The organism is Thalassolituus alkanivorans, assembly GCF_020447205.1.
GTDB lineage: Bacteria > Pseudomonadota > Gammaproteobacteria > Pseudomonadales > Oceanobacteraceae > Venatoribacter > Venatoribacter alkanivorans.
On the sequence record NZ_JAJAEL010000035.1, the window covers coordinates 1 to 23,340 of the forward strand.

General features: G+C 53.1%; 21 protein-coding genes and 1 tRNA gene. 12 read left to right on the forward strand and 10 right to left on the reverse strand.

Going from position 1 to position 23,340, the window contains the following annotated elements; translation table 11 throughout:
- The 10 genes from LGT44_RS10415 to hemA form a co-directional block, all read right to left on the reverse strand.
- Positions 1-1,601: Ig-like domain-containing protein (locus LGT44_RS10415; RefSeq protein ID WP_230333595.1), on the reverse strand; the 1,601-nt coding region annotated here is incomplete at its 3' end.
- A 74-nt stretch (positions 1,602-1,675) separates the two neighbouring features.
- Positions 1,676-2,254, reverse strand: a complete 579-nt coding sequence (locus LGT44_RS10420; RefSeq protein WP_230331883.1) for a phage tail protein — start codon at positions 2,252-2,254, stop codon at positions 1,676-1,678.
- A 15-nt stretch (positions 2,255-2,269) separates the two neighbouring features.
- On the reverse strand, positions 2,270-2,848 hold the full coding sequence (locus tag LGT44_RS10425) for a phage tail protein (RefSeq protein ID WP_230331884.1): 579 nt from the start codon (positions 2,846-2,848) through the stop codon (positions 2,270-2,272).
- Entirely contained in the window at positions 2,808-3,797 is a 990-nt protein-coding gene (locus LGT44_RS10430) for a methionyl-tRNA formyltransferase (RefSeq protein WP_230331885.1), read from the reverse strand. The genes LGT44_RS10425 and LGT44_RS10430 overlap by 41 nt, the downstream gene beginning before the upstream one ends.
- Positions 3,794-5,020: an SAM-dependent methyltransferase gene (locus LGT44_RS10435; protein WP_230331886.1), complete on the reverse strand. Its 1,227-nt coding sequence runs from the start codon at positions 5,018-5,020 to the stop codon at positions 3,794-3,796. The genes LGT44_RS10430 and LGT44_RS10435 overlap by 4 nt, the downstream gene beginning before the upstream one ends.
- A 272-nt stretch (positions 5,021-5,292) precedes the next feature.
- The gene (locus LGT44_RS10440) at positions 5,293-6,573 is read right to left on the reverse strand and encodes an NAD(P)/FAD-dependent oxidoreductase (RefSeq protein ID WP_230331887.1); all 1,281 of its coding nucleotides are present in this window, start codon (positions 6,571-6,573) and stop codon (positions 5,293-5,295) included.
- A 199-nt stretch (positions 6,574-6,772) separates the two neighbouring features.
- On the reverse strand, positions 6,773-7,549 hold the full coding sequence (locus tag LGT44_RS10445) for a HesA/MoeB/ThiF family protein (RefSeq protein WP_230331888.1): 777 nt from the start codon (positions 7,547-7,549) through the stop codon (positions 6,773-6,775).
- The gene (gene prmC, locus LGT44_RS10450) at positions 7,550-8,419 is read right to left on the reverse strand and encodes a peptide chain release factor N(5)-glutamine methyltransferase (RefSeq protein WP_328296347.1); all 870 of its coding nucleotides are present in this window, start codon (positions 8,417-8,419) and stop codon (positions 7,550-7,552) included. It lies immediately after the preceding gene.
- Entirely contained in the window at positions 8,419-9,504 is a 1,086-nt protein-coding gene (prfA, locus tag LGT44_RS10455; protein ID WP_145469545.1) for a peptide chain release factor 1, read from the reverse strand. Before prfA ends, prmC begins: the two co-directional genes overlap by 1 nt.
- 3 nt (positions 9,505-9,507) lie before the next feature.
- Positions 9,508-10,794, reverse strand: a complete 1,287-nt coding sequence (gene hemA, locus LGT44_RS10460; protein ID WP_230333596.1) for a glutamyl-tRNA reductase — start codon at positions 10,792-10,794, stop codon at positions 9,508-9,510.
- Between the two features lie 264 nt (positions 10,795-11,058).
- Here hemA and LGT44_RS10465 point away from each other — a divergent pair, with 264 nt between their 5' ends.
- The 12 genes from LGT44_RS10465 (at position 11,059) to LGT44_RS10520 (ending at position 23,323) form a co-directional block, all read left to right on the forward strand.
- Positions 11,059-12,912 (forward strand): tetratricopeptide repeat protein, encoded by a 1,854-nt coding sequence (locus tag LGT44_RS10465; RefSeq protein ID WP_230331655.1) that lies wholly within the window; start codon positions 11,059-11,061, stop codon positions 12,910-12,912.
- An 11-nt stretch (positions 12,913-12,923) separates the two neighbouring features.
- Positions 12,924-13,517 carry a lipoprotein insertase outer membrane protein LolB gene (gene lolB, locus LGT44_RS10470; RefSeq protein WP_145469548.1) on the forward strand — a complete coding sequence of 198 codons (594 nt, stop codon included), beginning with the start codon at positions 12,924-12,926 and terminating at the stop codon, positions 13,515-13,517.
- Positions 13,510-14,391: a 4-(cytidine 5'-diphospho)-2-C-methyl-D-erythritol kinase gene (ispE, locus tag LGT44_RS10475; RefSeq protein WP_230331654.1), complete on the forward strand. Its 882-nt coding sequence runs from the start codon at positions 13,510-13,512 to the stop codon at positions 14,389-14,391. Before lolB ends, ispE begins: the two co-directional genes overlap by 8 nt.
- A 6-nt stretch (positions 14,392-14,397) precedes the next feature.
- Positions 14,398-14,472, forward strand: a tRNA-Gln gene (locus LGT44_RS10480).
- A gap of 47 nt (positions 14,473-14,519) precedes the next feature.
- The gene (locus LGT44_RS10485) at positions 14,520-15,461 is read left to right on the forward strand and encodes a ribose-phosphate pyrophosphokinase (RefSeq protein WP_145469550.1); all 942 of its coding nucleotides are present in this window, start codon (positions 14,520-14,522) and stop codon (positions 15,459-15,461) included.
- Positions 15,462-15,552: 91 nt separating this feature from the next.
- Positions 15,553-16,179, forward strand: a complete 627-nt coding sequence (locus LGT44_RS10490) for a 50S ribosomal protein L25/general stress protein Ctc (protein WP_186435951.1) — start codon at positions 15,553-15,555, stop codon at positions 16,177-16,179.
- A gap of 78 nt (positions 16,180-16,257) precedes the next feature.
- A complete protein-coding gene (gene pth, locus LGT44_RS10495) occupies positions 16,258-16,845 on the forward strand; it encodes an aminoacyl-tRNA hydrolase (protein ID WP_225692334.1) in 588 nt (195 codons plus the stop codon).
- Between the two features lie 57 nt (positions 16,846-16,902).
- Positions 16,903-17,994 carry a redox-regulated ATPase YchF gene (gene ychF, locus LGT44_RS10500; protein WP_145469553.1) on the forward strand — a complete coding sequence of 364 codons (1,092 nt, stop codon included), beginning with the start codon at positions 16,903-16,905 and terminating at the stop codon, positions 17,992-17,994.
- Between the two features lie 192 nt (positions 17,995-18,186).
- Positions 18,187-20,997: a PKD domain-containing protein gene (locus tag LGT44_RS10505; protein ID WP_230331653.1), complete on the forward strand. Its 2,811-nt coding sequence runs from the start codon at positions 18,187-18,189 to the stop codon at positions 20,995-20,997.
- A gap of 144 nt (positions 20,998-21,141) precedes the next feature.
- A complete protein-coding gene (locus LGT44_RS10510) occupies positions 21,142-22,392 on the forward strand; it encodes a multidrug effflux MFS transporter (protein ID WP_230331652.1) in 1,251 nt (416 codons plus the stop codon).
- Positions 22,393-22,462: 70 nt separating this feature from the next.
- Entirely contained in the window at positions 22,463-23,056 is a 594-nt protein-coding gene (locus LGT44_RS10515) for a TetR/AcrR family transcriptional regulator (protein ID WP_145469556.1), read from the forward strand.
- A gap of 102 nt (positions 23,057-23,158) precedes the next feature.
- A complete protein-coding gene (locus LGT44_RS10520; RefSeq protein WP_186435952.1) occupies positions 23,159-23,323 on the forward strand; it encodes a hypothetical protein in 165 nt (54 codons plus the stop codon).
- Positions 23,324-23,340 lie beyond the last annotated feature (17 nt).

Sequence of the window (23,340 nt, forward strand, 5' to 3'; positions counted from 1 at the left end):
GCAACAGAGCCTGCAACATCCACTGTTACTGCGCCATCCGCAGTTGGCGTAATTAACGCGGTATAAACCGATGCACTGGTCGCGCTGAACGCACTGACGGAGGCATTACCGGCAACAATATCGCCAACGGTAAAGCCGGTAACATCTTCACTAAAGGTGAAAGTTGCAGTAAAAGCCGCATTGATAGTGCCACTGGCCCCGGATATAGCAACGGAAGGAATTGTCTGATCATTATCAACAATGGTTATCGTCTGTTGCTGCGTGCCGGATTCAGTGCCATTACTGACCGTCGAAATATCGACAATAATTGTTTCGTTGACCTCTTCTGTTGCATCTTCGCTGATACTCAGCGCTGAGGTTTTCGTCGTATTTCCTGTGGTAATCACAAGACTGCTGATCTGGGTATAGTCAACACCACTGGTTGCTGTTCCTGAGTAACTCAGATTAACCGTAATATCCTGATTAAAAGCATGACTGGCGGTTGCAGTTAAATTAACACTGCCGGCAGATTCTGCGGGACTCGTACTGCTGGCTGATAAGGTGATGGATGGGTAGGCTGTTACTGTCAGCGTGGTTGTATAAGAACCCGCACTGTAGGCCGTACCATCATTAACATCAAAAGTGAAGCTGGAAGATGAACCTGTAGTGTTCAGATATTTAAGATAACCGGCATCAATACTGGCTTTACTGACCAGCGATCCATTACTCAGAGCGGATTCACCACCATTAATCGTATTGCTGCCATCACTGTCAAGCCAGAGACTTCCCTGTGCAGGAACAGTGACAATACGAATATGATTTAAAGGATCACCATCAGTGTCGGAATATGAAAAATCCGACGTTGAAAAAGCATAAGCTGTTCCCTGATAAACAGGGCTTGCAGTAAAGCTTGCAGCTGTTGGGGCATTATTGGTAGAAAATAACGAGCCGGTAAAAGTATCCGGAAGATTGCTGGGATAACTTGGGTTATCTGTAAATGACCAGTTCGAAGTATTATAAATCTGGGATAAACAATCTGACAGTGTTGAGTTACAAGATGTGGGGCCGGTGTAATAGCCCTCAGTTGTACTATCCAATGCCGTACTACCCAAAATCAAAGAGGTACCGGTGAAGTCATAACCAGAAGCACTTCCCCAGAAACCTAAAAATACACCTGGTGTTGCCCGATCACCAGTCATGGCAGTTAAATGATCGGTACTGGATAGAACAAATCCACCATAATCATCATCGTTCTCAATCACAGAACCAATATTTACCGATATAGGATAACCAGGTGCAATCAGTAGGTTGTCACTGGCATTCTGTATTTTAATGACAGTTCCACGGGGTATAGAGGAGCCTGTATTATTTGTCCAAACAACCTGCCCCTCACCAGCTGGAGTGGCGAAAGCAGTCCCCGCCCACTCATCATCAGTAAAATAAACCGACGCACCGGCAGGACAGTCATCCAGCAGTAAGAATGTCATTCCGGAATCCGGGACCGTTCCTGCGGCATTATATGCAAGAATCGCAATATCGCCCGGAGAGTTAATCACACCATCCTGGGTTGCGGCTGAAGCAACTAACGGCAAAAAAAACAGTAAAAATAAAAATTGCTTCATACCAATCTCCATTCGTTATTCAGATTTCCTTAAGTGCAAAAAAATACCGGACCGGTTTACCAGTCCGGTATTTATTAACTACGCGAAGGAAATATTCCTTGTGTACAGATAATGTAGCTGATTGCCAGCGATGGCTGCATATTATTGAACGACTGGTTGCCGCCCATTAAGCCTGTATCTACCTGCAGTCCTGCAACAGGCATCGGACTACCAGAGTACATAGCGTTGGCTGTCGGTGCACTGGCATAAACATCACCGCCACTATTGGTAAGAACACCCGCTCCCGGACTGGCCTCATCTGCTTCACCTGTCTCAGTATTAACAGGCACCGCAACATGACCGGCACTTTGCACAATCACCGCATGATTATGAGAAGGAAGATTCAGACTGGTAAGGGTTACTGTTTCAGTACCAAAGTGCTGCCCAGTCGCACGCGGCGTCAAACCAGGACCGACACCAGTACCCAGCGCACAACGACCACGTAAGTCGGGCAAAGCAAAAGTCGTCCGGCCATCGCCACCGTACATAGTGCCGATAATAGAGAACAGTGCAGTATTGCTTGAAATAGCAATCAACTGACCACCACAAAATGACCAGGCTCGCGGAGCCCAGTTAGCACCGAACTGGGTAACGGTTGCAATTGTTCCTTCCATTTTTATTCTCCTTGATTAGCTTCGGGATGGGTAAATACCAAACATGCAAATGATGGCGGGCAGTGCCAGAGAAGGTTGCATATTATTGAACTCCTTCCCTGCTCCGGTATTGGTCGCCACGGCTTCAAGACCATTAACCGCCAGCGGTTGACCGGAATACTGCGCTCCCATACTGGCCGAGCTTGCGTAACTATCCTCACCAGGATTCGTCAGAACACCACTGCCAGGACTGGCCGTATCAGCTTCTCCTGTAGATACATTAACCGGTATTGAAATATGCCCGGCGTGATCAATACGCACCGGATGATTGTGTGCCGGCATATGGGCAATGGTGAGAGTTACATCCTCACTCCCGACCCACTCTCCGATTCTGCGATCACTTAACCCCGGACCATGCCCGGTACCTATGGACGTCCGGCCCGACAGGTTTGGCAAAGCAAAACTTGTGCGCCCATCACCACCGAAATTCGTACCAAGCAATGAAAACAGAGCATCATACTGACTGATCGCCAGTAATTGCCCATGGCAATATGCCCAGTTTCTGGGGGCAAAATTACCGGCAAAGTTCGTTATATTGGCTATTGTTCCTTCCATACTGCTTCTCCCGTTTTGTTATTGGAAAACTATCAAAGCGTTGTCCGACCTGAAGCTGATAACGTTCAGCAAAACGCAGCCCGCTGAAAATACCAGCAGAAAGATAAATAATATCCAGACGCAGAACGCCGTCGCGGCAGGCAACCAGAAGTCCTTCCGGTTCACCAATATGCACAATGGTTCCGGGAGTCAGTCCGTAAGATGGATAACTGACCGGTGTTGCCTCCGGCAGATACAGCACATCCTGATTAAAACTGAAAGCCGCTCCACCCAGGTGAGGGTTACAGGCACGGGCAAGATTAAAAATATCCAGACACCCTGATTGCTGCCAGTTGATACCCGCCGAATTAATGTCAGGGCGTGTGGCAGGCTTATCGGTTTTTTGCACAACACGCTGCGGCTGCGGTTTAAGATCCATACCGCCTGATGACCACCATTGCGCTATAAATAATGGCATCTGCTGCGACAGATAAAGATTAAGCCCCTGATGGGTATCGTATGGGTGGATAGCAAATTCCTGCTGAAAAAGAATGTCACCACTATCAGCCTGCTCTGCAATCTGATGCAAAGTCAGACAACTGCTTTCAGCACCTGTTGAAATTTGCCAGAACAAAGGGTCTGCACCACGCCACTGTGGCAGATCGCTGGCGTGAATATTAAGGAGTTTACCCTGCAGAGCCTGCGCCATCGCCGGTGGAAATAAAAAGGATAAATAGCAGGAAACGATGGCATCAGCCTGAACATCACGCTGGTGTTCAATCAGGGCTTGCGGATTGTCCGGATGCATATACTGGACAGGAATCCCCAGCATCGTGCACTGTGCTGCCAGCTGCCGGCTGTCTTCCCCCGTTACATCGTAAAGCCATACAGCCGCCAGTTGCTGACGGGCATAGAGATCCTGAAGCAATGGCAGGGCAAGGCTGGTCTGAGTGGCAATAATCAGCTTCATACCGGCTCCACATACACCGGCAGAAAACCGGGTAATCCCTGCTTACGGTAATAAAAAAGAATACTGTCGCCAGGTTTTATCAGCAGGTCACCGGGCTGAGGATTGCGCGGTTCAAAACCAATACAGACACTTAAATCCGGCAGCGGATGAGTGATACCGGATGCATACTCAGGCAGTGATAAATGCTGATAAACCTGAATTTCAGTGGTCAGCAACAGAATATGTTCAACAGAGGTATCCAGATCTTCAGGGATCTTAACCTGAAGGCAGCGGATCAGCTCACTGCCATCATCCAGACGGAGCAGATCCAGCTGTCGCAGAGTGTCACGACTCAGCTCCAGCACAGGGCCGATATCAATCCGGCGTGTATTTTTTTCGCCCTCTGCTCTTGGCTCTGCCGGAAATTCATCTCCGGCCTGAGTAAGAACAGCACGGACACTGACTTTTTCCGGTAACAACAATGCGTCTTCGGCCAGCAGAGGGGCAAAATGCTGACATATATTCAGATGCCCTTCCCGGCTCAGACCATGCTGCATGGCCTCCACCAGCAAAATATCCACACTGCCATGTTCGGCGCGGTAGTCACAGGCATCCTGACATAATACCTGCACAACAGAATCAAGCTGAGTGGCTCCCACCAAAGCCTGCAAACTCTGAGCAGCAGCCGGATGAATATCAATCAGGGTAACTTCCAGCTTCTCCGGTAACCGTTGTTGTTCACGCAGAAAATGCAGTACTGGCAGAAGAAGTGGTGCAAAGGGGCCACAGGCAGGATAAACAAGATGACATTCGCGCTCTGCATACTGCGGCAGAATGTTACTGAGCGCCTGCCAGAAAGTACTGACACGGACACTGTCCAGTACTGTACGAATGGCATAATCCGGCGACATCACTAAGCCATTTTTATTAATAAATTGACGCTGACGTAAAGGAGCGGGAATATCCAGCGAGCAATAAAATCCCGTAAGCTCCTGAAAACATTGCTGAAATACCGGCAGAGCCGGAGAATCATTAATTACCTGACAGACACTTTCAGAAAATACATTTGTTATACGTTCAGGCCATTCTTCTGCAGAAATTTTTGCTGGCGTTTTTAATGACGTGCGTAATTGCTGATTAAGAGAAGCTAATAGCGAAGGGTGATATGAATATTGTTGCTCAGATGAATTGTCTTCCGGCATAAAAGTTATCTGAGCATTGGGGTGCAGCACTGCTGTATCCATAACCTGATTCTCGTTCAACATCCTTGACATAAAGCGCAGCATGATCTATCGCCCCACAAAAATCAACGGCACCAGAAATATCAGACGATATTAATATAAGTAATATTTTCTTGGATTGAAGTAACCTATTAAAAACTATACTTTTGGATATACACGATAAAATTTATTTGTGTTAACGCCCCACGTTCAAAATGGGGCGTTTAGTAAATCATCCTTTAATATTTACCTGTAATAAAAAGCATTTGTGAATTTAACTCCGGCTATATCTGTCATTACTCATCCTTTAGACGGTTGATACCCAGTGCTTTTAATGTGTATTTTTCATAAATCGGCTCACTCGAACCGGTTTTCATCTTGCGGATAAAGTATTTTTCGAAAGCAATTTTCGCCAGATGCACCCACTTACCTTTTTTGAACCAGGTGACATTGCGTGGCGGAATCTGCGGAATGGCAACAAAGGCCGCGCCAGTGTCTCCCATATCCGCCAGACAGATTGCATTCCAGGTCCCGCGGGCATTAGCTTCACCTTTACCATCCAGGTCAGCCGCCAGATTATGCGCAATCGCAGTCATCATGGATTCGATCATATAGCCGGTTTTCGGCGTACCGGTCGGAACCGGCGTTTCCTCTACAGGAGGAATGGCAACACACACACCCGCCGAGAAAATATTTTTAAAGGTAGGGTTACGCTGAAACTCATCGATAATGACAAAGCCTTTCGGATTCACCAGCCCCTCCACCGCAGCCACCGGGTCAACCCCGGCAAAGGACGGCAACATCATGGAGTGCTTAAACGGCAGCTCATGCTGTTTTTTCAGCGAACCATCGTCATTCATTTCATCGACATACATCATGCCGTCGGCCACGCGGGTGACCTTGGCGTTGGTAATCCATTTGATATGACGGTTACGCAACTCGCTTTCCAGCATCGATTTGGAATCCCCCACACCGCCTAACCCCAGATGACCAATGTAAGGCTCACTGGTCACATAGGTCATAGGAATACGGTCACGGACTTTTTTGTTGCGCAGTTCTTTATCAAGAATAAAGGCGTACTCATAAGCCGGCCCAAAACAGGAAGCGCCCGGCATGGCACCGACAATCGCCGGGCCCGGTTCGGCAATCATGGCTTTAACATTGTCATAACAGGTTTCAGCATGATCCAGCGAACACACCGACTGGGTAAAACCGCCATGTGGGCCAGCGCCCTCAACCGCGGCAAAATTCAGTTTCGGGCCAGTGCAGATCACCAGATAGTCATAGGCTTCAACATCACCATTGGCTAACGTCAGCTGGTTGGTTTTGGGATCGATGGTAACCACCGCCGAAGCGATGAATTCAATGCCTTTTTTCTCCAGATGAGGGCGGATAGGAAAACTGATTTCCGGGCGTTCGCGCCAGCCAACCGCAATCCAGGGGTTCGAAGGAACAAACTGAAAGTCTTCACGTTCGTTGATAACCGTAACCCGGTGTTCTTTATTCAGGATTTCGCGGATTTCATACGCGCCTGCCATACCACCGGTACCGGCGCCCAATACGATAACTCTGGCCATAGTCTGCCTCACGCTTGTTATTGTCGAAGTGACAGATAAGGAGCAAAACAGAGGCCAAATATTACTACATAAGCATAAAGTAGAATTAATAGTGCAAAGCGATTGAATTCACAGAGAATTTCAACCGCTGCTGCAGGTAGCGACCAGCACAGAAAGCAACACAAAAAACACAGGGTGACAGATTTGTCGGAAGGAAGCGTCAGTTCTGGCAGTCGGAACAGGAAGGATTTCGGCTGATGCCCCAGCGCCGCCACTCGCCCTGTAGAGCATCGAAGGTCAGCAAACGGCCACTCAGGCTTTCGCCTATGCCCGCCAACACTTTCACTGCTTCCAGTGCCTGCATGGCGCCAATAACCCCCACCAGCGGTGACAACACGCCACTTTCGGCACAGCTGAGCTGCTGATTATCCAGGCTGGGGTACAAACAGCGGTAACAGGGGGCATCCGCCTGACGCGGGTCAAACAGCGTGATCTGACCATTCAGCCCAACCGCCGCGCCCGAAACCCAGGGTACAGAGTGCGCGATACAGGCGCGATTCAACGCATAGCGCACCTTGCTGTTATCACTGCAGTCGATGACCAGATCCACGTTTACCCGGTCTTCCTGCGCGTCACCCGCGGCGGACAGTTGCGCCATCAGCCAGTTAGCATCAGCGCGCAGAGCGTGAGTTACCACCTGCACATCCGGGTTTAACCGCTGCACTTCGGCGGCTGCGGATTCCACTTTCAGCAGGCCAATATCAGCACTGCCATGGGCGGTCTGACGCTGCAGATTCGACAGTTCTACACGGTCATCATCGACCAGACTGAGGCGGCCAACACCGCTGGCCGCCAGATACTGCAGCACCGGGCAGCCAAGACCACCGAGACCGATAATCATCACATGGGCATCGAGCAGCGCCTGCTGCCCGTCAATATCCAGCTGCGGTAACAGAAGATGGCGCGAGTAACGCAGTAATTGCTGATCGTTCATCATTTACCCCAACATCTGCTGCGGCCAGCAGCCACCACTGATGCGTGGCTGACCACCGAGATCGCGGCGATTGCTTACCTCAACAAAACCACGGGCGCGCAATAACTCACACACCGCATCGGCCTGCTGATAACCGTGCTCCAGCAATAACCAGCCATTGGCGCGCAGAAAGTCCGGTGCACGGTCAATAATCAGCGCCAGATCACTCAGGCCATGGTTGTCGGCCACCAGTGCTGAGCGTGGTTCAAAGCGCACATCGCCCTGCGCCAGATGTTCATCCTGCTCATCGATATAGGGAGGATTGCTGACGATCAGATCGAAATCGCCACTGACCGCGCTGTACCAGTCCGACTGCATAAAACTAACGCGTGCAAGCTGATTGCGGACGGCGTTGCTCTGCGCCAGCGCCACCGCATCGGCATTAAAATCAACGCCGGACACCTGCCAGGAAGGTTGCTCCGACGCCAGCGCCAAAGCAATCGCGCCGGTGCCTGTGCCTAAATCGAGCACCCGGCTGTTGGCCGGCAAAGGTAATTCCAGCGCCCATTCCACCAGCGTTTCGGTGTCAGCGCGGGGAATTAAGGTTGAAGGGTTCACATTCAGATTAAGCGACCAGAAATCGCGCTCACCCAGCAGATAGGCCACCGGCTCTCCGGCCAGACGCCGCGCCAGCAAAGCCTCCGCCGCCTGCTGCTGTTCTGCGTTTAATAACCGGTCAGACCAGGTGTAAAGCCAGGTACGGCTCTGCTGCAGCACGTGGGCCAGCAGCAATTCGGCATCCAGCCGGGCGCTGTCGGAGCCGGCTTCCAGCTGCGTCCGCGCCTCGGCTAACCAGGCTTCAATGCTCAGCACGGATGCCGGATCAGAGATCATCAGCCGCCTGCCATCTCAGCCAGCAGATTGGCCTGATGCTCGCGGATTAACGGCTCAATCACCGGCGTCAGGTCGCCCTGCACAATTTCGTCGAGCTTATACAGCGTCAGGTTGATACGGTGATCGGTAACCCGGCCCTGCGGATAGTTATAGGTGCGGATACGCTCTGAGCGGTCGCCGGAGCCGACCAGACTTTTACGCGTCGCCGCCTGTTCAGCCTGCGCGGCCTGACGCTGAGCGTCGCGCAACCGGGTCGCCAGCACCGCCAGCGCCTTGGCGCGGTTTTTATGCTGCGAACGCTCATCCTGACATTCCACCACCAGCCCGGTTGGCAGGTGCGTAACGCGGATGGCCGAGTCGGTTTTGTTAATGTGCTGACCACCGGCACCGGAGGCGCGGAAGGTGTCGATACGCAGATCGTTCTTGTTGATGTCGATCTCTTCTTCGCTCTCAACTTCCGGCATCACCGCCACGGTACAGGCCGAGGTATGAATACGGCCCTGACTTTCGGTCTCAGGTACCCGCTGCACCCGGTGCGCGCCGGATTCAAACTTCAGCTGTGAATACACATCGGTACCGGAAATGCGGGTTATCACTTCTTTAAAGCCACCGTGCTCACCTTCGCTGGCACTCATCAGCTCAGTGCGCCAGCCGCGGGTTTCGGCATAACGGGTGTACATACGGTACAGATCGCCGGCAAAGATCGCGGCTTCGTCACCGCCGGTACCGGCACGGATTTCAACAATCACGTTGCGGCCATCGTCCGGATCTTTCGGCAACAGCAGAATTTCCAGCTCATGCGCCAGCTGCTGCAGACGCTCGCCGGCGGCCTGCTCTTCTTCCTCACCCATGGCGCGCATATCCGGATCAGGATCGGCGGCCAGGGCTTTGGCTTCTGCCAGATCGGCGCCGGCCTGCTCGTAATCGCTGTAGGTCTGGGCAATCACTTCAAGATCGGCATATTCCTTCGACAGCTTGCGGAAGCGATCCTGATCGTTGGCCGCATCCGGCTCAGACAGCAGATGTCCGACCTCTTCATAACGGTCGCGCAGGTGTTCGAGTTTATTCAGAATCGAGCTTTTCATGGTTTATTCGGTATCAGCAGAGGAGGATGGCGCCGCAGGGCTGTTCAGGCTGAACAGTTCGCGGGTCCAGTCGAGCACTTCCAGACGGCCTTCAGCACCGGCTTTGCGCAGCGCAGTGGTCGGTGCATGCAGCACCTTATTGCTGAAGGTATGGGCAAACTGGCGCAACACTTTTTCTGCATCGGCACCGTTTTCAAGTTGTTTCAGCGCTTTGCTGAGCTGTTCTTCACGCAGCGCATCAATACTGCTGCGCAGATCGGTCAGGGTCTGCACCGCATCCAGCGCTTTCAGCTCGCGCATAAAATGGTCGACGCCGGAGAGAATCAGCTCTTCGGCCTGACGCGCGGCGTCTTCGCGGGAGCGCACGTTTTCTTCGATGATGCTGCGCAGATCGTCTACCGAATACAGATAGACATCCGACAGCTCGCCGACTTCTTCTTCGATATCGCGCGGTACGGCGATATCGACCATAAACATCGGCTTATGACGGCGTTTTTTCAGCGCTTTTTCCACCATGCCCTTACCCAGAATCGGCAACGGACTGGCGGTGGATGAAATCACGATATCAGCACGCGGCAGAACATTGGGAATATCTTCCAGCAGCACCGCTTCGGCATGAAATTCCTGCGCCAGGTTCTGCGCCCGCGCCAGAGTGCGGTTGGCAACAATAATATCGCGCACGCCGGCCTGATACAGATGACGGGCCACCAGTTCGATGGTTTCGCCGGCACCAATCAGCAGCGCGCGGCTGTTGGCCATATCGGCAAAGATATGCTGTGCCATACGCACCGCAGCAAAGGCGACCGACACCGGGTTTTCACCGATGGCGGTATCGGTACGTACGCGTTTGGCAATGGAAAAGGTCTGGCGGAACAGGCGCCCTAACTCGGAGCCGACGGTGCCGGCTTCCTGCGCCACCGCAAAGGCCGATTTCATCTGGCCGAGAATCTGCGGCTCGCCCAGCACCAGCGAATCCAGACCGCTGGCAACACGCATGGTGTGCTGCACCGCCTGCTCGCTGGTCAGGCAATAGAGGGCCGAATCAAGATCGCGGCGGTCAATATGATGATGACGGACCAGCCAGTCGACGATCACCTCTTCGCGCAATTCATCAGCCGAGCAGTAAATTTCGGTACGGTTACAGGTCGACAGGATCACCACTTCAGACACAGGGTCCAGAGCCTGCACTTCGCCCAACACCGCCGGCATAGACGCCGGATCGAAGGCAACACGCTCACGCACAGCAACCGGTGCTGTTTTATGGTTAATCCCCAGTGCCCAAATACCCATGTCGACTGACGCTGCTCCCGCTTTCAAACTGCTCCGCTGACAATCATCAGCGGCGGAGTGCCTGACCTGCCCAAAAAACGCCAAGCGTACTGCAACTAAGCAGTCGCTTTGCACGTCACAGCAGGTGGCGGCTATGCAAAAGCGGGGATTATAAACATCTGGCCGCGGCTTTGCCGCTGAAATCTTTGACTTAAATCGCTATCTGACCCTAAATAGCATGCGCTATCTCATACTGGCATCCGAATCATCAGGTCTTCTCTTTATATGTTTTTTTACATCCGTGAGTCCCGCCGTACCTCTTCTGAGCGCCCGCCGCTGCCTGTTTTCTTACGTACAGGTCTTTGGCTGGCGCCGCTGTTTTCGGCGCTGATCGTCCTTCCGGGCTGCGCCAGTTTCGGCACCTCACCGGCAGCGGATCAGCAACAAAGCGTTCCGGCTGATAACACCCAGCCACAAAGTATTCACTATAAAACCACCCCGCCTACCGGTACCTCAGCCGAACCGGTCTACCGCCCGATTCCTGCAGCCACACTGTATTCCCTGCTGGTTGCAGAAATGGCCGGCCAGCGCCAGCGCTTTGATATTTCGCTCTACAACTATATGGATCAGGCCCGTACCACCCGTGATCCGGCCATTGCCGAACGTGCTGCCCGTATCGCCCAGTATGTTGGCAGCGACACCCACGCCATTGAAGCCGTTGCCATCTGGCTAGAAGAAGAGCCCGAAAACCCCGCTGCTCACCAGGCGGCAGCCCAGCTATTGATGGAACAGGGCCAGTTCAGCCAGGCACTGGAACATCTGGAGATATTGCAGGATCTTGCCGGCATCAGTCAGTTTGACTATCTGGCTGCGAATGCCGGACAGCTACCGGAGGAACAGCAACAGGCTCTGCTGGCGAAGTTTCAGCTTCTTTCCAACAAATACCCGGAAAATGCCTCTGTCTGGTACGCACGCGGCATAATGGAACAACACCTGCGCCTCTATCCGGAAGCATTGCTGCATATAGATGAAGCGCTGAAACGTAATCCGGCGTATCTGAGTGCCGCCCTGCAGAAAGCACGCATACTGGTGCTGCTGCAACGCTCTGACGACGCTATCGACTGGCTCGAAGATATTCACGATGACTACCCGGAGCATAAAGGTATCCAGGTTCTGCATGCCCGCATCCTGCTCGAGCAGCGTAAAATGGACAGTGCTCGCGATGCCTTTGCCAAGCTGCACAAAAATTTCCCCGAAGATTCTGCCATTCTGCTGTCACTGGCCCTGCTGGAAGAAGAACTGGGCCAGCGTGAACAGGCGCGGGAGCATCTGTATCAACTGCTGGCCAACCAGTCGCATACAGACGAAGCCCACTTTTATCTGGGTAAAATTGCCCAGGAAGAAGAAGACTACGACACCGCCATTGAGCAGTACGCTCAGGTCAGCAGTGGCCGTGAATTTCTTGCAGCGCACCTGAAAGCTTCTTATCTGCTGAATGATACCCAGGGGATTGATGCCGCCCGCAGTTATCTGAATGACCTGCGCGGAGATTTTCCACAACACTCAAGCGAACTGGTACGGATCGAGGTCGACCTGTTATCCGCTGCCGGTCAGCCGGAAGACGCCATGGAACTCATCAGCCAGGCACTGAGCGTTGCACCGGAAGACATCAATCTTCTTTATACCCGCGCTATGCTGGCTGAACGTCTGGGGGATCTGAATAAACTGGAGCAGGATCTGCGCACGGTTATCCGCCTCAGACCAGACCATGCCGAAGCCTTGAATGCACTGGGCTACACCCTCGCCGACCGTACCGACCGCTGGGCTGAAGCTTTGCCGTTAATTGAGCGTGCACTGGAACTGACACCGGAAAATCCGGCGGTTATCGACAGCCTGGGCTGGATCTACTTCCGCATGGGCAATATCGAACGCGCCCGTCCACTGCTGAAAAAAGCTTTCGACATGATGAAAGACCATGAAATTGCCGCCCACTACGGTGAACTGTTATGGCTCAGCGGTGATCAGAATGAAGCGCGCGACATATGGCTGCAGGGGCTGGAACAAACCCCTGACAGCGAGATTATTCTGCGTACCCTGCAACGCCTGGATATTGATCCGGAAAGCCTGAGCCAGAATTGATCAGACCTGCCATGACCATCAGAACCACGCTTACAACACTGCTCCTGCTGACGCTGCTCAGCGGCTGCAGCAGCCTGCTGCCGAAGCCAGAGGGCGGCAAACAGAACCTGCAAAGCAGCCTCAATCACCTGCAGCAGTGGCAGGTGCGCGGTAAATTATCGGTGACCTCACCCGATGACAGCGTTACCGGCTACCTGACCTGGGAACAGGATAAACAAAGCTATGACCTGTTTATTTCCGGCCCCTTCGGTTCCGGCGCTTCCCGTCTGCAGGGTAATGCCCGCCAGGCTGAGCTGACCTTACCCGGTTGGGACAAACCACAGCGCGCGCGCACTCCCGAGCAACTGATGCTGGCTCATATGGGCTGGAATTTTCCGGTGACCGACATCCGCTACTGGGTAAAAGGCCAGGCCAGCCCCAATGCGGCGGCAACCGGCAAGTACGATGAGCATGGCCTGCTTACGCATCTGCAACAGCATGGCTGGGATATCCGTTTCTCCCGCTACCAGCAGCATGGCGATTACTGGCTGCCCGGCCTGATTAAAATATCCGGCCACGATTTCCGTTTTGTATTTTCGATCAAAGAGTGGACTGTTAATGGCTGATCTGCCTGAAAACACTGGCTGGCTGAGCGTGCCAGCGCCGGCCAAACTGAACCTGATGCTGCACATCACCGGGCGCAGGGATGACGGCTACCATAACCTGCAGACCCTGTTTCAGTTCGTTGACCATGGTGATGAGCTGCACTTTAAATTACGCAACGATGGCGACCTGACACTGAGCCCGGCCATTGAAGGTGTCGACTTCGAAGACAATCTGATCATCCGCGCCGCGCGCCTGCTGCAAGAAAAATCTGAAAAAACATCCGGAAAAACACTGGGTGCCGATATCCGGCTGGATAAAAAACTGCCCATGGGTGGCGGTCTTGGCGGTGGAAGTTCTGATGCAGCAACGACCCTGCTGGCACTGAATCAGCTATGGAATCTGCAACTGTCTTTCGACGAACTGGCGTCACTCGGACTCACTCTCGGAGCCGACGTTCCAGTGTTTGTGCGGGGTGAAGCGGCCTTTGCCGAAGGCGTGGGGGAGATACTGACCCCGGTACCGGAGCTGGACGAACCCTGGTATCTGGTGGTGTGCCCGCAAGTCCATGTTAATACAGGAAAAATTTTTTCACATAAGGGTTTGACAAGGGATACGGACCCCATTAATATTCGCACCGCGCTGAGGCAAGGGGGCAGAAATGACTGCCAGGCAATAGTCTCAATGTTGTATCCAGAAGTTGGTAACACATTGAATTTGCTAAATAAATTTTCCTTTGCTAAGATGACGGGCACTGGAGCTTGTATATTCTCAAGCTTCGGCTCTGAAACAGAAGCCATCAGTGTTTCTGCGCAGTTACCGGCCGAATATAAAGTCTTTGTGGCTAAGGGTGTTAACCAATCACCTGCACATAAGGTATTATTCGGACCGTCTTAAAGTTGCTGGGGTGTCGCCAAGTGGTAAGGCAACGGGTTTTGATCCCGTCATTCGTAGGTTCGAGTCCTACCACCTCAGCCAATTCTCTTTCCTTCCATCATTGAACAATTACATCAAAGGGGACAACTGTGTCTAAGTTGATGGTTTTTACCGGTAACGCTAACCCGGAGCTCGCTAAGCTCGTTGTTGAGCGTCTCGATATTCCCCTTGGCGAAGCCACTGTTGGCAAGTTCAGTGATGGTGAAATAACCATCGAAATCAATGAGAACGTGCGTGGTAAGGATGTGTTTATCATCCAGCCTACCTGTGCACCGACTAACGATAACCTGATGGAAATCCTGCTGATGGCTGATGGCCTGCGCCGCGCATCAGCCAGCCGTATCACTGCGGTTGTTCCCTACTTCGGTTATGCCCGTCAGGATCGTCGTCCGCGTTCTGCCCGTGTACCTATCAGTGCCCGTGCAGTTGCCGACATGATGTCGACTGCCGGCATCGACCGCGTTCTGACCGTTGACCTGCACGCTGACCAGATCCAGGGCTTCTTCGATGTTCCTGTTGATAACGTCTACGGCTCTCCGGTACTGATTGATGACCTTGAGCGTCAGGCTTACGAAGACCTGATCGTTGTGTCTCCGGACATCGGCGGTGTTGTTCGTGCCCGCGCAATCGCTAAGCAGCTGAACGTTGACCTGGCGATCATCGACAAACGTCGTCCAAAAGCCAACGTTTCTGAAGTTATGCATATTATCGGTGATGTTTCCGGCCGTACCTGTGTACTGGTTGACGACATGGTCGATACCGCCGGCACCCTGTGCCACGCAGCCAAAGCTCTGAAAGAGTTCGGTGCGAAAAAAGTTGTCGCCTACTGTACACATCCTGTACTATCCGGCCCCGCTGTTGAGCGTCTGGCCAGTGCTGAACTGGATGAGCTGGTTGTTACCGACACCATCCCGCTGTCTGAAGCTGCTAAATCCATTGGCCGCATCCGCCAACTGACCATTGCTGGTCTGCTGGCTGAAGCTGTACGCCGGGTAAATAACGAAGAATCCATCAGTGCGATGTTTCGTTAAGCCATAACAGCATACAAAACGATTTTTCGGGCCGTTTGAGCTGGTCGCAAGCTCAAACGGCTTTTTATGTCAAAACCATGAGGAAATACCCATGTCAGAATTTAATCTGTCAGCTGAACTTCGCGAAGATGCGGGGAAAGGTGCGAGCCGCCGCCTGCGTCGCGAAAACGCCGTACCAGCCATCGTTTACGGTGGTAAAGCCGGTGGTAACGATCGCAAGCCACAAGCCATCGTTCTGAAAGCTAACGAGCTGAACAAAGTACTGGAAAACGAAGCGTTCTACAGCAGCGTGATCACCCTGACTATCGGTGAAAAAGCCGAGCAGGTTGTTCTGAAAGATCTGCAGCGTCACCCATCCAAAGCTCTGATCTGGCACGCTGACTTTCTGCGTGTAAGCAAAACCACCAAGATCAAAGCTCACGTACCTCTGCACTTCATCAATGAAGAAAGCTGTGTAGGCGTGAAAACCGGTGGTGGCAAAATCGCTCACCAGCTGACCAGCCTGGACATCATCTGTAACGCTGGCGACCTGCCTGAGTTCATCGAAGTAGATCTGGCCAACGTTGAAGCTGGCTCCGTGATCCACCTGTCTGATCTGAAACTGCCAAAAGGCGTTGAGTCTCTGGCTCTGTCTCACGGCCCAGAGCACGACACTTCTGTTGTTACTGTTATCGCTCCTAAAGGCGGCGACAGCGAAGAAGAAGCAGCTGCCGAGTAATTCCGGTTGCTGTAGCAAAAAAGCGGGGCTGGTCCCCGCTTTTTTATTGGTGATTCTTTATCATCGGATATCGACATCATGTCTGACCCTATTCAATTGATCGTAGGCCTGGGCAACCCCGGCGCCGAATACGAGCATACCCGTCACAATGCGGGCGCCTGGCTGGTTGAACGCCTGGCGCAGAACGAACGCATCAGTCTCAGCCCGGACAAAAAATTCTCCGGTCGCGCCGGTAAAGGCCGCCTCGGCGGGCAGGATTGCTGGTTACTGATTCCCACGACTTTTATGAACCTCAGCGGACAGGCCGTACAGGCGCTGGCCAACTTTTATAAGCTGAAACCGGAACAGATTCTGGTGGTTCATGACGAGCTGGACTTACCTCCCGGCACAGCCAAATTCAAATTTGGCGGCGGTCACGGTGGCCAGAATGGCCTGCGCGATATCATCAGCAAGCTTGGCAACAACCAGAATTTTCACCGCCTGCGTATCGGTATCGGCCATCCTGGTGACAAATCCCAGGTCACCGGCCATGTACTGGGCCGCGCCAGCAAGAGCGACCAGCAGGCCATTGATGCGGTGATCGATGAAGCCTTACGCGTTCTGCCCGATGCACTGGGCGGCGACCTGGCCAAAGCCATGAATCGACTTCATTCATTTAAAGGGTAAAATACCCGCCAAATTTTAACGCTGTTACGGCAGCAGTACGGATCACAGGATACTTTTATGGGCTTTAAATGCGGTATCGTTGGCTTACCCAACGTCGGCAAATCCACACTGTTCAATGCACTGACCAAATCCGGTATTGCCGCCGAGAACTTTCCGTTCTGTACCATTGAACCCAACTCCGGTGTGGTTGCCATGCCTGACAAGCGCCTGGATGAGCTGGCAACCATCGTAAAACCTGAGCGTGTTGTGCCAACCTCAATGGAGTTTGTGGACATTGCTGGTCTGGTTGCCGGCGCGTCCAAAGGTGAAGGCCTGGGCAACCAGTTCCTCGCCAATATCCGCGAAACCGACGCCATCGCTCACGTTGTGCGCTGCTTCGAAGACGACAACGTGATCCACGTTGCCAACCGCGTCAGCCCGGCCGACGACATCGACATCATCAATACCGAACTGGTACTGGCCGATCTGGAATCCTGTGAGAAGCAGCTGCAGCGCATTACCCGCGTTGCCAAAGGTGGTGACAAAGACGCCATTGCACAGAAAGCACTGCTGGAACGTCTGATTCCGCATTTCGAACAGGGCAAAACCGCCCGCATGCTGGAACTGAACGACGACGAGCGCAAGCTGGCGCGCACCTTCCACCTGCTGACCATCAAGCCAACCATGTACATCGCCAACGTGGCGGAAGACGGCTTTGAAAACAACCCGCACCTCGATGTGGTGCGTGGTATTGCCGAGTCGGAAGGCGCCTCCGTTGTGGTGGTCTGCAACAAGATCGAAGCCGAAATTTCCGAGCTGGACGATGAAGACAAACTCGAATTCCTGCAGGAAATGGGCATGGAAGAACCGGGGCTGGATCGTGTAATCCGTTCCGGTTACGAGTTGCTGGGTCTGCAGACTTACTTCACCGCCGGCGTGAAAGAAGTACGCGCCTGGACCATCAAAATCGGTGATACCGCACCACGCGCAGCCGCCGCGATTCACACCGACTTTGAACGTGGTTTTATCCGTGCCGAAGTGATTGGTTATAACGACTTTATCCAGTACAAAGGCGAAGCCGGTGCCAAAGAAGCCGGTAAATGGCGTCTGGAAGGTAAAGAGTACATCGTTAAAGACGGCGATGTAGTGCACTTCCGCTTTAATGTGTGAAGCCTGACAGGAAAAACTCCGCTACACATACCGCAAAGAATAAAAGCGCCTCAGGGCGCTTTTTTATTATCTGCAGCAATATAGGCCAACCTGAATCAACCATCTGGGCAATCCGGTGGATGACTGTCGCACTTTACCCAAATCCATCACTATACTCTTTCAACTGAAACTTAAGTCGACCCGGAGCCCTGCATGAAATTGCATCCCCTCGCATCGTCTATCTCTCTGTTGTTAGCAGCATCACTCGCCGCCTGTAGCGGCTCAAGTACCAGTTCCAGTGACGAACCCAGCGATAACGGTTCAGGTGGCGATGGCCAGGCCGGCGAAGCAGTGACTGTTGAACGTGTCAGCCTGACAGGCCTCGCCGTCAAAGGAACCGTCATAGGTGCCAAGGCGGAACTCTTCCGTCTGATCAATGGAAATATTGAAGAGACAGCATTCGCAACCGGCACAACCGATTTGGAAGGTCGCTACAATCTGACAGCAACCTCAGAAGAGGCTTATAACGGCCCTGCTCTGGTAAAAATAAGCTGGCAGGAAGGCGCTGAAATGATCTGCGATGCCAGCTCCGGTTGTGGTGATTACCCTGTTATTCCTGACGACCGCAATACGAATAATCCCGACTCTGCAGCCATCGACTTCGGTGAAACCTTCGATCTGGCTACCGACTTTGAAATGTCTGCTCTTCTGCCCTCGATCAGCACTTCATCACTGGAAGACAACAGCTATACCGCCAATATCACGTCACTGACACACATTGCAGCCCAATACAGTGCCGCTCAGAGTGGTGTTAACGCGGATCTGATACGCCGCCTGAATAACCGGGTACGGCAGCTGTTCGGACTGAGCGCAGATAAAGTCGGCGCCGTGGATCTTCTGCTGACCTCCCCTCTGGATCCGACCTCCGCACAGAACAGCGATGATCCATCCGGCATCGCCTATGGTCTGATAACCGCCGCCCTCGCCGAGCTGGCCGGGCAGCGTGGTGAAAGCATCCAGCAGGTGCTCAGCACTTTTGCCCAGAATTTTACCGCCAATGGTGGTCAGCTCTACTGGAACGGCACCGATACCGGTGAACTGAATATTGCCGCTATTCTCGCCGCTGCCAATGCCGTTGCTGCGGCTAACGGTAATGTTCCGGGGAGCATCACCACCGGCCTCAGCAACGAGAAAGACAGTGCCGATAACAACAGCGGTGTCAGTAATATTAATCCGCCGGAAATTGATGCCGGCGCAGACCTGAGCGCCACACCGAATCAGGCCGGCGTAACACTGACCGGCAACCTGATCAGCGGTACGAATCTGACCTACCAATGGACTCAGGTATCCGGCACTCCCGTCAGCCTGAATACTCCCACGGCCTTAACCACCAGCTTCACAGCCCCACAAGCCAGCGGCGATCTGGTTTTTGCTCTGCGCGCCAAGGATGCTGCAGGCTACGATGACATAGACAGGGTTACAGTAAAAATCCGGGCCGCCGCCGGGGCCGCCGCCGCTCTGGCTGGTAATTACCGGATTTATATTCCTAACCAGATGTTCAGCAGCAGCGCTTTCAGTAATCAGCAGACGGAGTTTGATTTTGATCTGAATCTGGTTTCCGGACTGAGTGTAACGGCATCGGCCAGCGATCCATCCGCCTTCAGCTTAAACATCAAAGGTTCGGCCGAAAGCTGGCGGCTGGAAAACCGTTATCCCTACGGCAGTTTCTTTAACGGCCCAGGCAGTGCAGCCCAGTCTGTTACGGACGGACAACTGGTACCACAAGTCGATAGTGAAAACTTTACCCTGAACGGCAAGGTCGATGCTCAGGGCGTGATTACTATCAACGATCCAACCTCGGTTGAACAGGATACGGATGGTCAGGGTAATGAAGTTGTCCGTTACGATTACTCCAACATCCTGACCTTTATGCCCGTCGATACCGGCAGCTACCTGGCGCTGAATATGAACCACAGCGAAGGCTTTGCTGCCAAGGCTGACGGCAGTGCTGATACCAGCCAGCTAAGGTACCGTGACTTTGATGTCGAAAACCTGCTGCTTGTTAAGAACAACGGCAACTTCAGCCAGGACAGTTTCCAGAACGATTATGGGGTGATTGTCCTGTCTCAGGCGACGGATGAAACCTTTGCACATGCGCTGGTCTCAGAGCTGCAGCGCTGGAACATCACGAAAGACAGTGGTACGCCGTCCGTCATCACCGCCACCATGGAGTCTGACCCCGGCCTCAGTGGTTCCGGCCGGGTTGGCAGTCGTTACAGTCATGACATAGAACTGTCTGGCGGCGTCTACTCTGAGAGTCTTGGCAGCTTTTCCGTTCTCTCAGGCGAAGAATCTCCCAGCAATGATCCGCAGACTCCTGCCAGTGAACGCCAGGCAATTTTTGCTATCGACGGCAGCAAGAGCGGACAATTCCGTATTCCAAGCAGCCTTGCAGCAGCCCTGTTGCCTGACGGTGGTAATGCCATTATGGAAGGGATAGCGACTCCCAATGGAGCGTTATTTATGTCGACATTAATGGGGACAACATCCAAAGGAAGCTATAACAGCACACCGGTAAAAACCCTGGTCAATGAGCGCTATATTGGTCTGGCCATCGACAACTCGACCCTCATAGCGGCTGACTTTACCGGTAAAACCTATGAACTGCGCGGCGTTGAATACGCTGTTGATGCCAATGACCGTGGTTCTTCCGCCAATCTGATCCGCGGTACCCTGAGCTTTGGCAGCACTCCGGCAGCGCCGGTGGTTACGGTCAATAACCAAGAGGTCAGACTACGTAATACCAACTTCACCGTTGTCCGCAGCAGCGAAGACTATAGCTCCAGTGATGACCCGCTGGCGGCTGAGTTCGGCTCGGCCTCCGCCATAAAACTGTACGACAACGAAACAACACTGGACGGTTATGTCAGTGCCAATGGCAAGCTGGTACTACTACGCCTGCTTAACACCACAGAAAGCGATCGTGGTGCACACGGTTTCCTGATCGGGCGCCTGATTGAATAATCGCAACACTCTGCAGTAAAGCCATATAAGGGCCTTCCACGGAAGGCCCTTGTTATGTCCACCGACAGATAACCTGAACAATCCGTTCCACCCCGCCTCTCACTGTAGCAAGGCATTAGGGCTAAAATACTCATTCTGCAGACCATGTCTGACATTATCTTCGCCGAGCAGCGCCCGGCAGCCTCTATCGGTAACACTATGCCCGCACTTACACTGCCACTTCCTCTGCTGTTGGCCTTGCTGACAGCACTTTCGCCTTTGGCCATTGATATGTATCTTCCGGCGATGGAGGCAATGGCCGGCGATCTGCAAACCAGCATCCACCTGGTGGAGTTATCCGTCAGCAGTTACCTGCTGGGCTTTGCACTTGGTCAGCTCGGTGGCGGACCTCTGTCTGACCGCTACGGCCGCCGTCCCCTGATCATCACCGGCCTGGTTCTGTTTGCCCTCAGCAGCGCTGCACTGATGCTGACAACTTCGCTTGAGGCACTGCTGGCACTGCGCTTCCTGCAGGCCATCGGCGGTGGGCTGGCAACGGTTAATTCCAGCGCCATCGTCCGTGACCGTTTTCAGGGAGCGGATGTCGCCAAAACCTTATCACTGGTGTCCATGATTATGATGCTGGCACCGCTGGTCGCGCCGATGCTCGGCGCCCTGACCTTATCCTTTGCCGGCTGGCGCACCATTTTTCAGACACTGACCATCTATGCGATGCTGGTACTGATCATTCTCGTCTGGCAGCTGGAAGAAAGTCATCCGCCACACAAACGTCAGCAACGTCTGCCGGTGCGTGACTACCTGCGGGTCATCAGACATGTCCGTGCTCGCCGCTTTATTCTGGCTCAGGCACTGGCATCCACTGGCATGTTTGTCTTTATTACCGCCTCGCCTTACCTGTATCTGGATTACTTTGAGCAGGATGCCGAACACTTCCCCTGGTTGTTTGGCGCCAACGTTCTGACCATGATGGCAATGAACCGCCTGAATATACTGCTGCTGCGCCGTTTCGACAGCCAGCAGATACTCAGGGCCGGACTCAGTCTGCAACTGAGTAGTGCGCTGCTGCTGGTTCTGCTGTTTAGCGCATATCCCCAGCAGGCCTCATTGTCCCTGACCTTGCCTTTAATGATGCTGTTTATTGGCTCACTCGGCCTGATTTCAGCCAATGCCACGGCAACCATCCTGCATTATTTCCGTGATATCAGTGCAACAGCCACTGCTCTGACCGGCGTCAGTGTTTTCTGCAGTGGCGCTTTGTTTGGCCTCATCTGGGGCCACCTGCATAACGGCACACCACTGCCGATGATGGCGGTCATGCTGTGCACGGCACTGCTGGCCAATCTGGCGCTGTGCCGCATTCCGGCAGAGCAGAGTGACGCGATTACAACATCCTGATTATGAGAACAACAGACTGGTGCATCAGTGGGACAAATCTGACTTGTCTGCGCGCCGGAAGAGGAACAGAATGAACGTTCAGTCCGAAACACGAAAGAACATGGATAAACGCCAGCAAATTCTGGAAGCCACCGCCGATCTGATTGCAGAGCAGGGATTACACTCCTGCCCTATGGCGATGGTCGCAAAGCATGCCTGTTGCGGTGCTGGTACCATCTACCGTTATTTCGAGACCAAAGAAGAATTAGTGCAGCAGTTGTTTCTGCATCTGACCGAAGTAATGGCGAGCCACTGCATGGCTGGCTATGACGAAAGTGCCTGTATCAAGAAAAGGTTTTACAGCTTCTGGGGAAATTTTTACCGTTACATGCGTGAGCATCCCAGAGACCGTGCACTGATGGAACAATTGTCAGCCTCACCAGCCATCAGTGAGCTGCAACGGGAAAAAGCACTGGAGCCGATGAACAAAGCGCTGACCCGGCTGCTGGCCGAGGGCAAAAGCCAGATGCTGATCAAAGACCTGCCGGATGAAATCATCACCACCATGACTTTCGGCAGTCTGACCATGATGGCCAAGAAACAACAGCTATCACCGCAGATGTTTCCACAGGCGGTGCAAGCCGAAGATTTGCTGAATCTGTGCTGGGACGCCATCAAAGCGTAACAGCCGGATGAACAAAACAGGCCCACAAGGCCTTTTTTTAAACGCCAGCCCCTGAATGAACGTTCACTCTCGTTGATTCAAATCTAACTAAGGAGACATACCATGTCGAACAGCTTACCTCAGGCGTCAGAATCAACCACCACGATGCCAGCCAGTGCCGCGATGACTCCGGCAGTACGTAACAGCGGCAGTGATTTTTATTCCATGCTGACTCAGCTGACTCTGACCCAGAAGCGCAACCGCGCCACGGCACGACAGAGCGCCTGAACCACCGTCATCCGGGC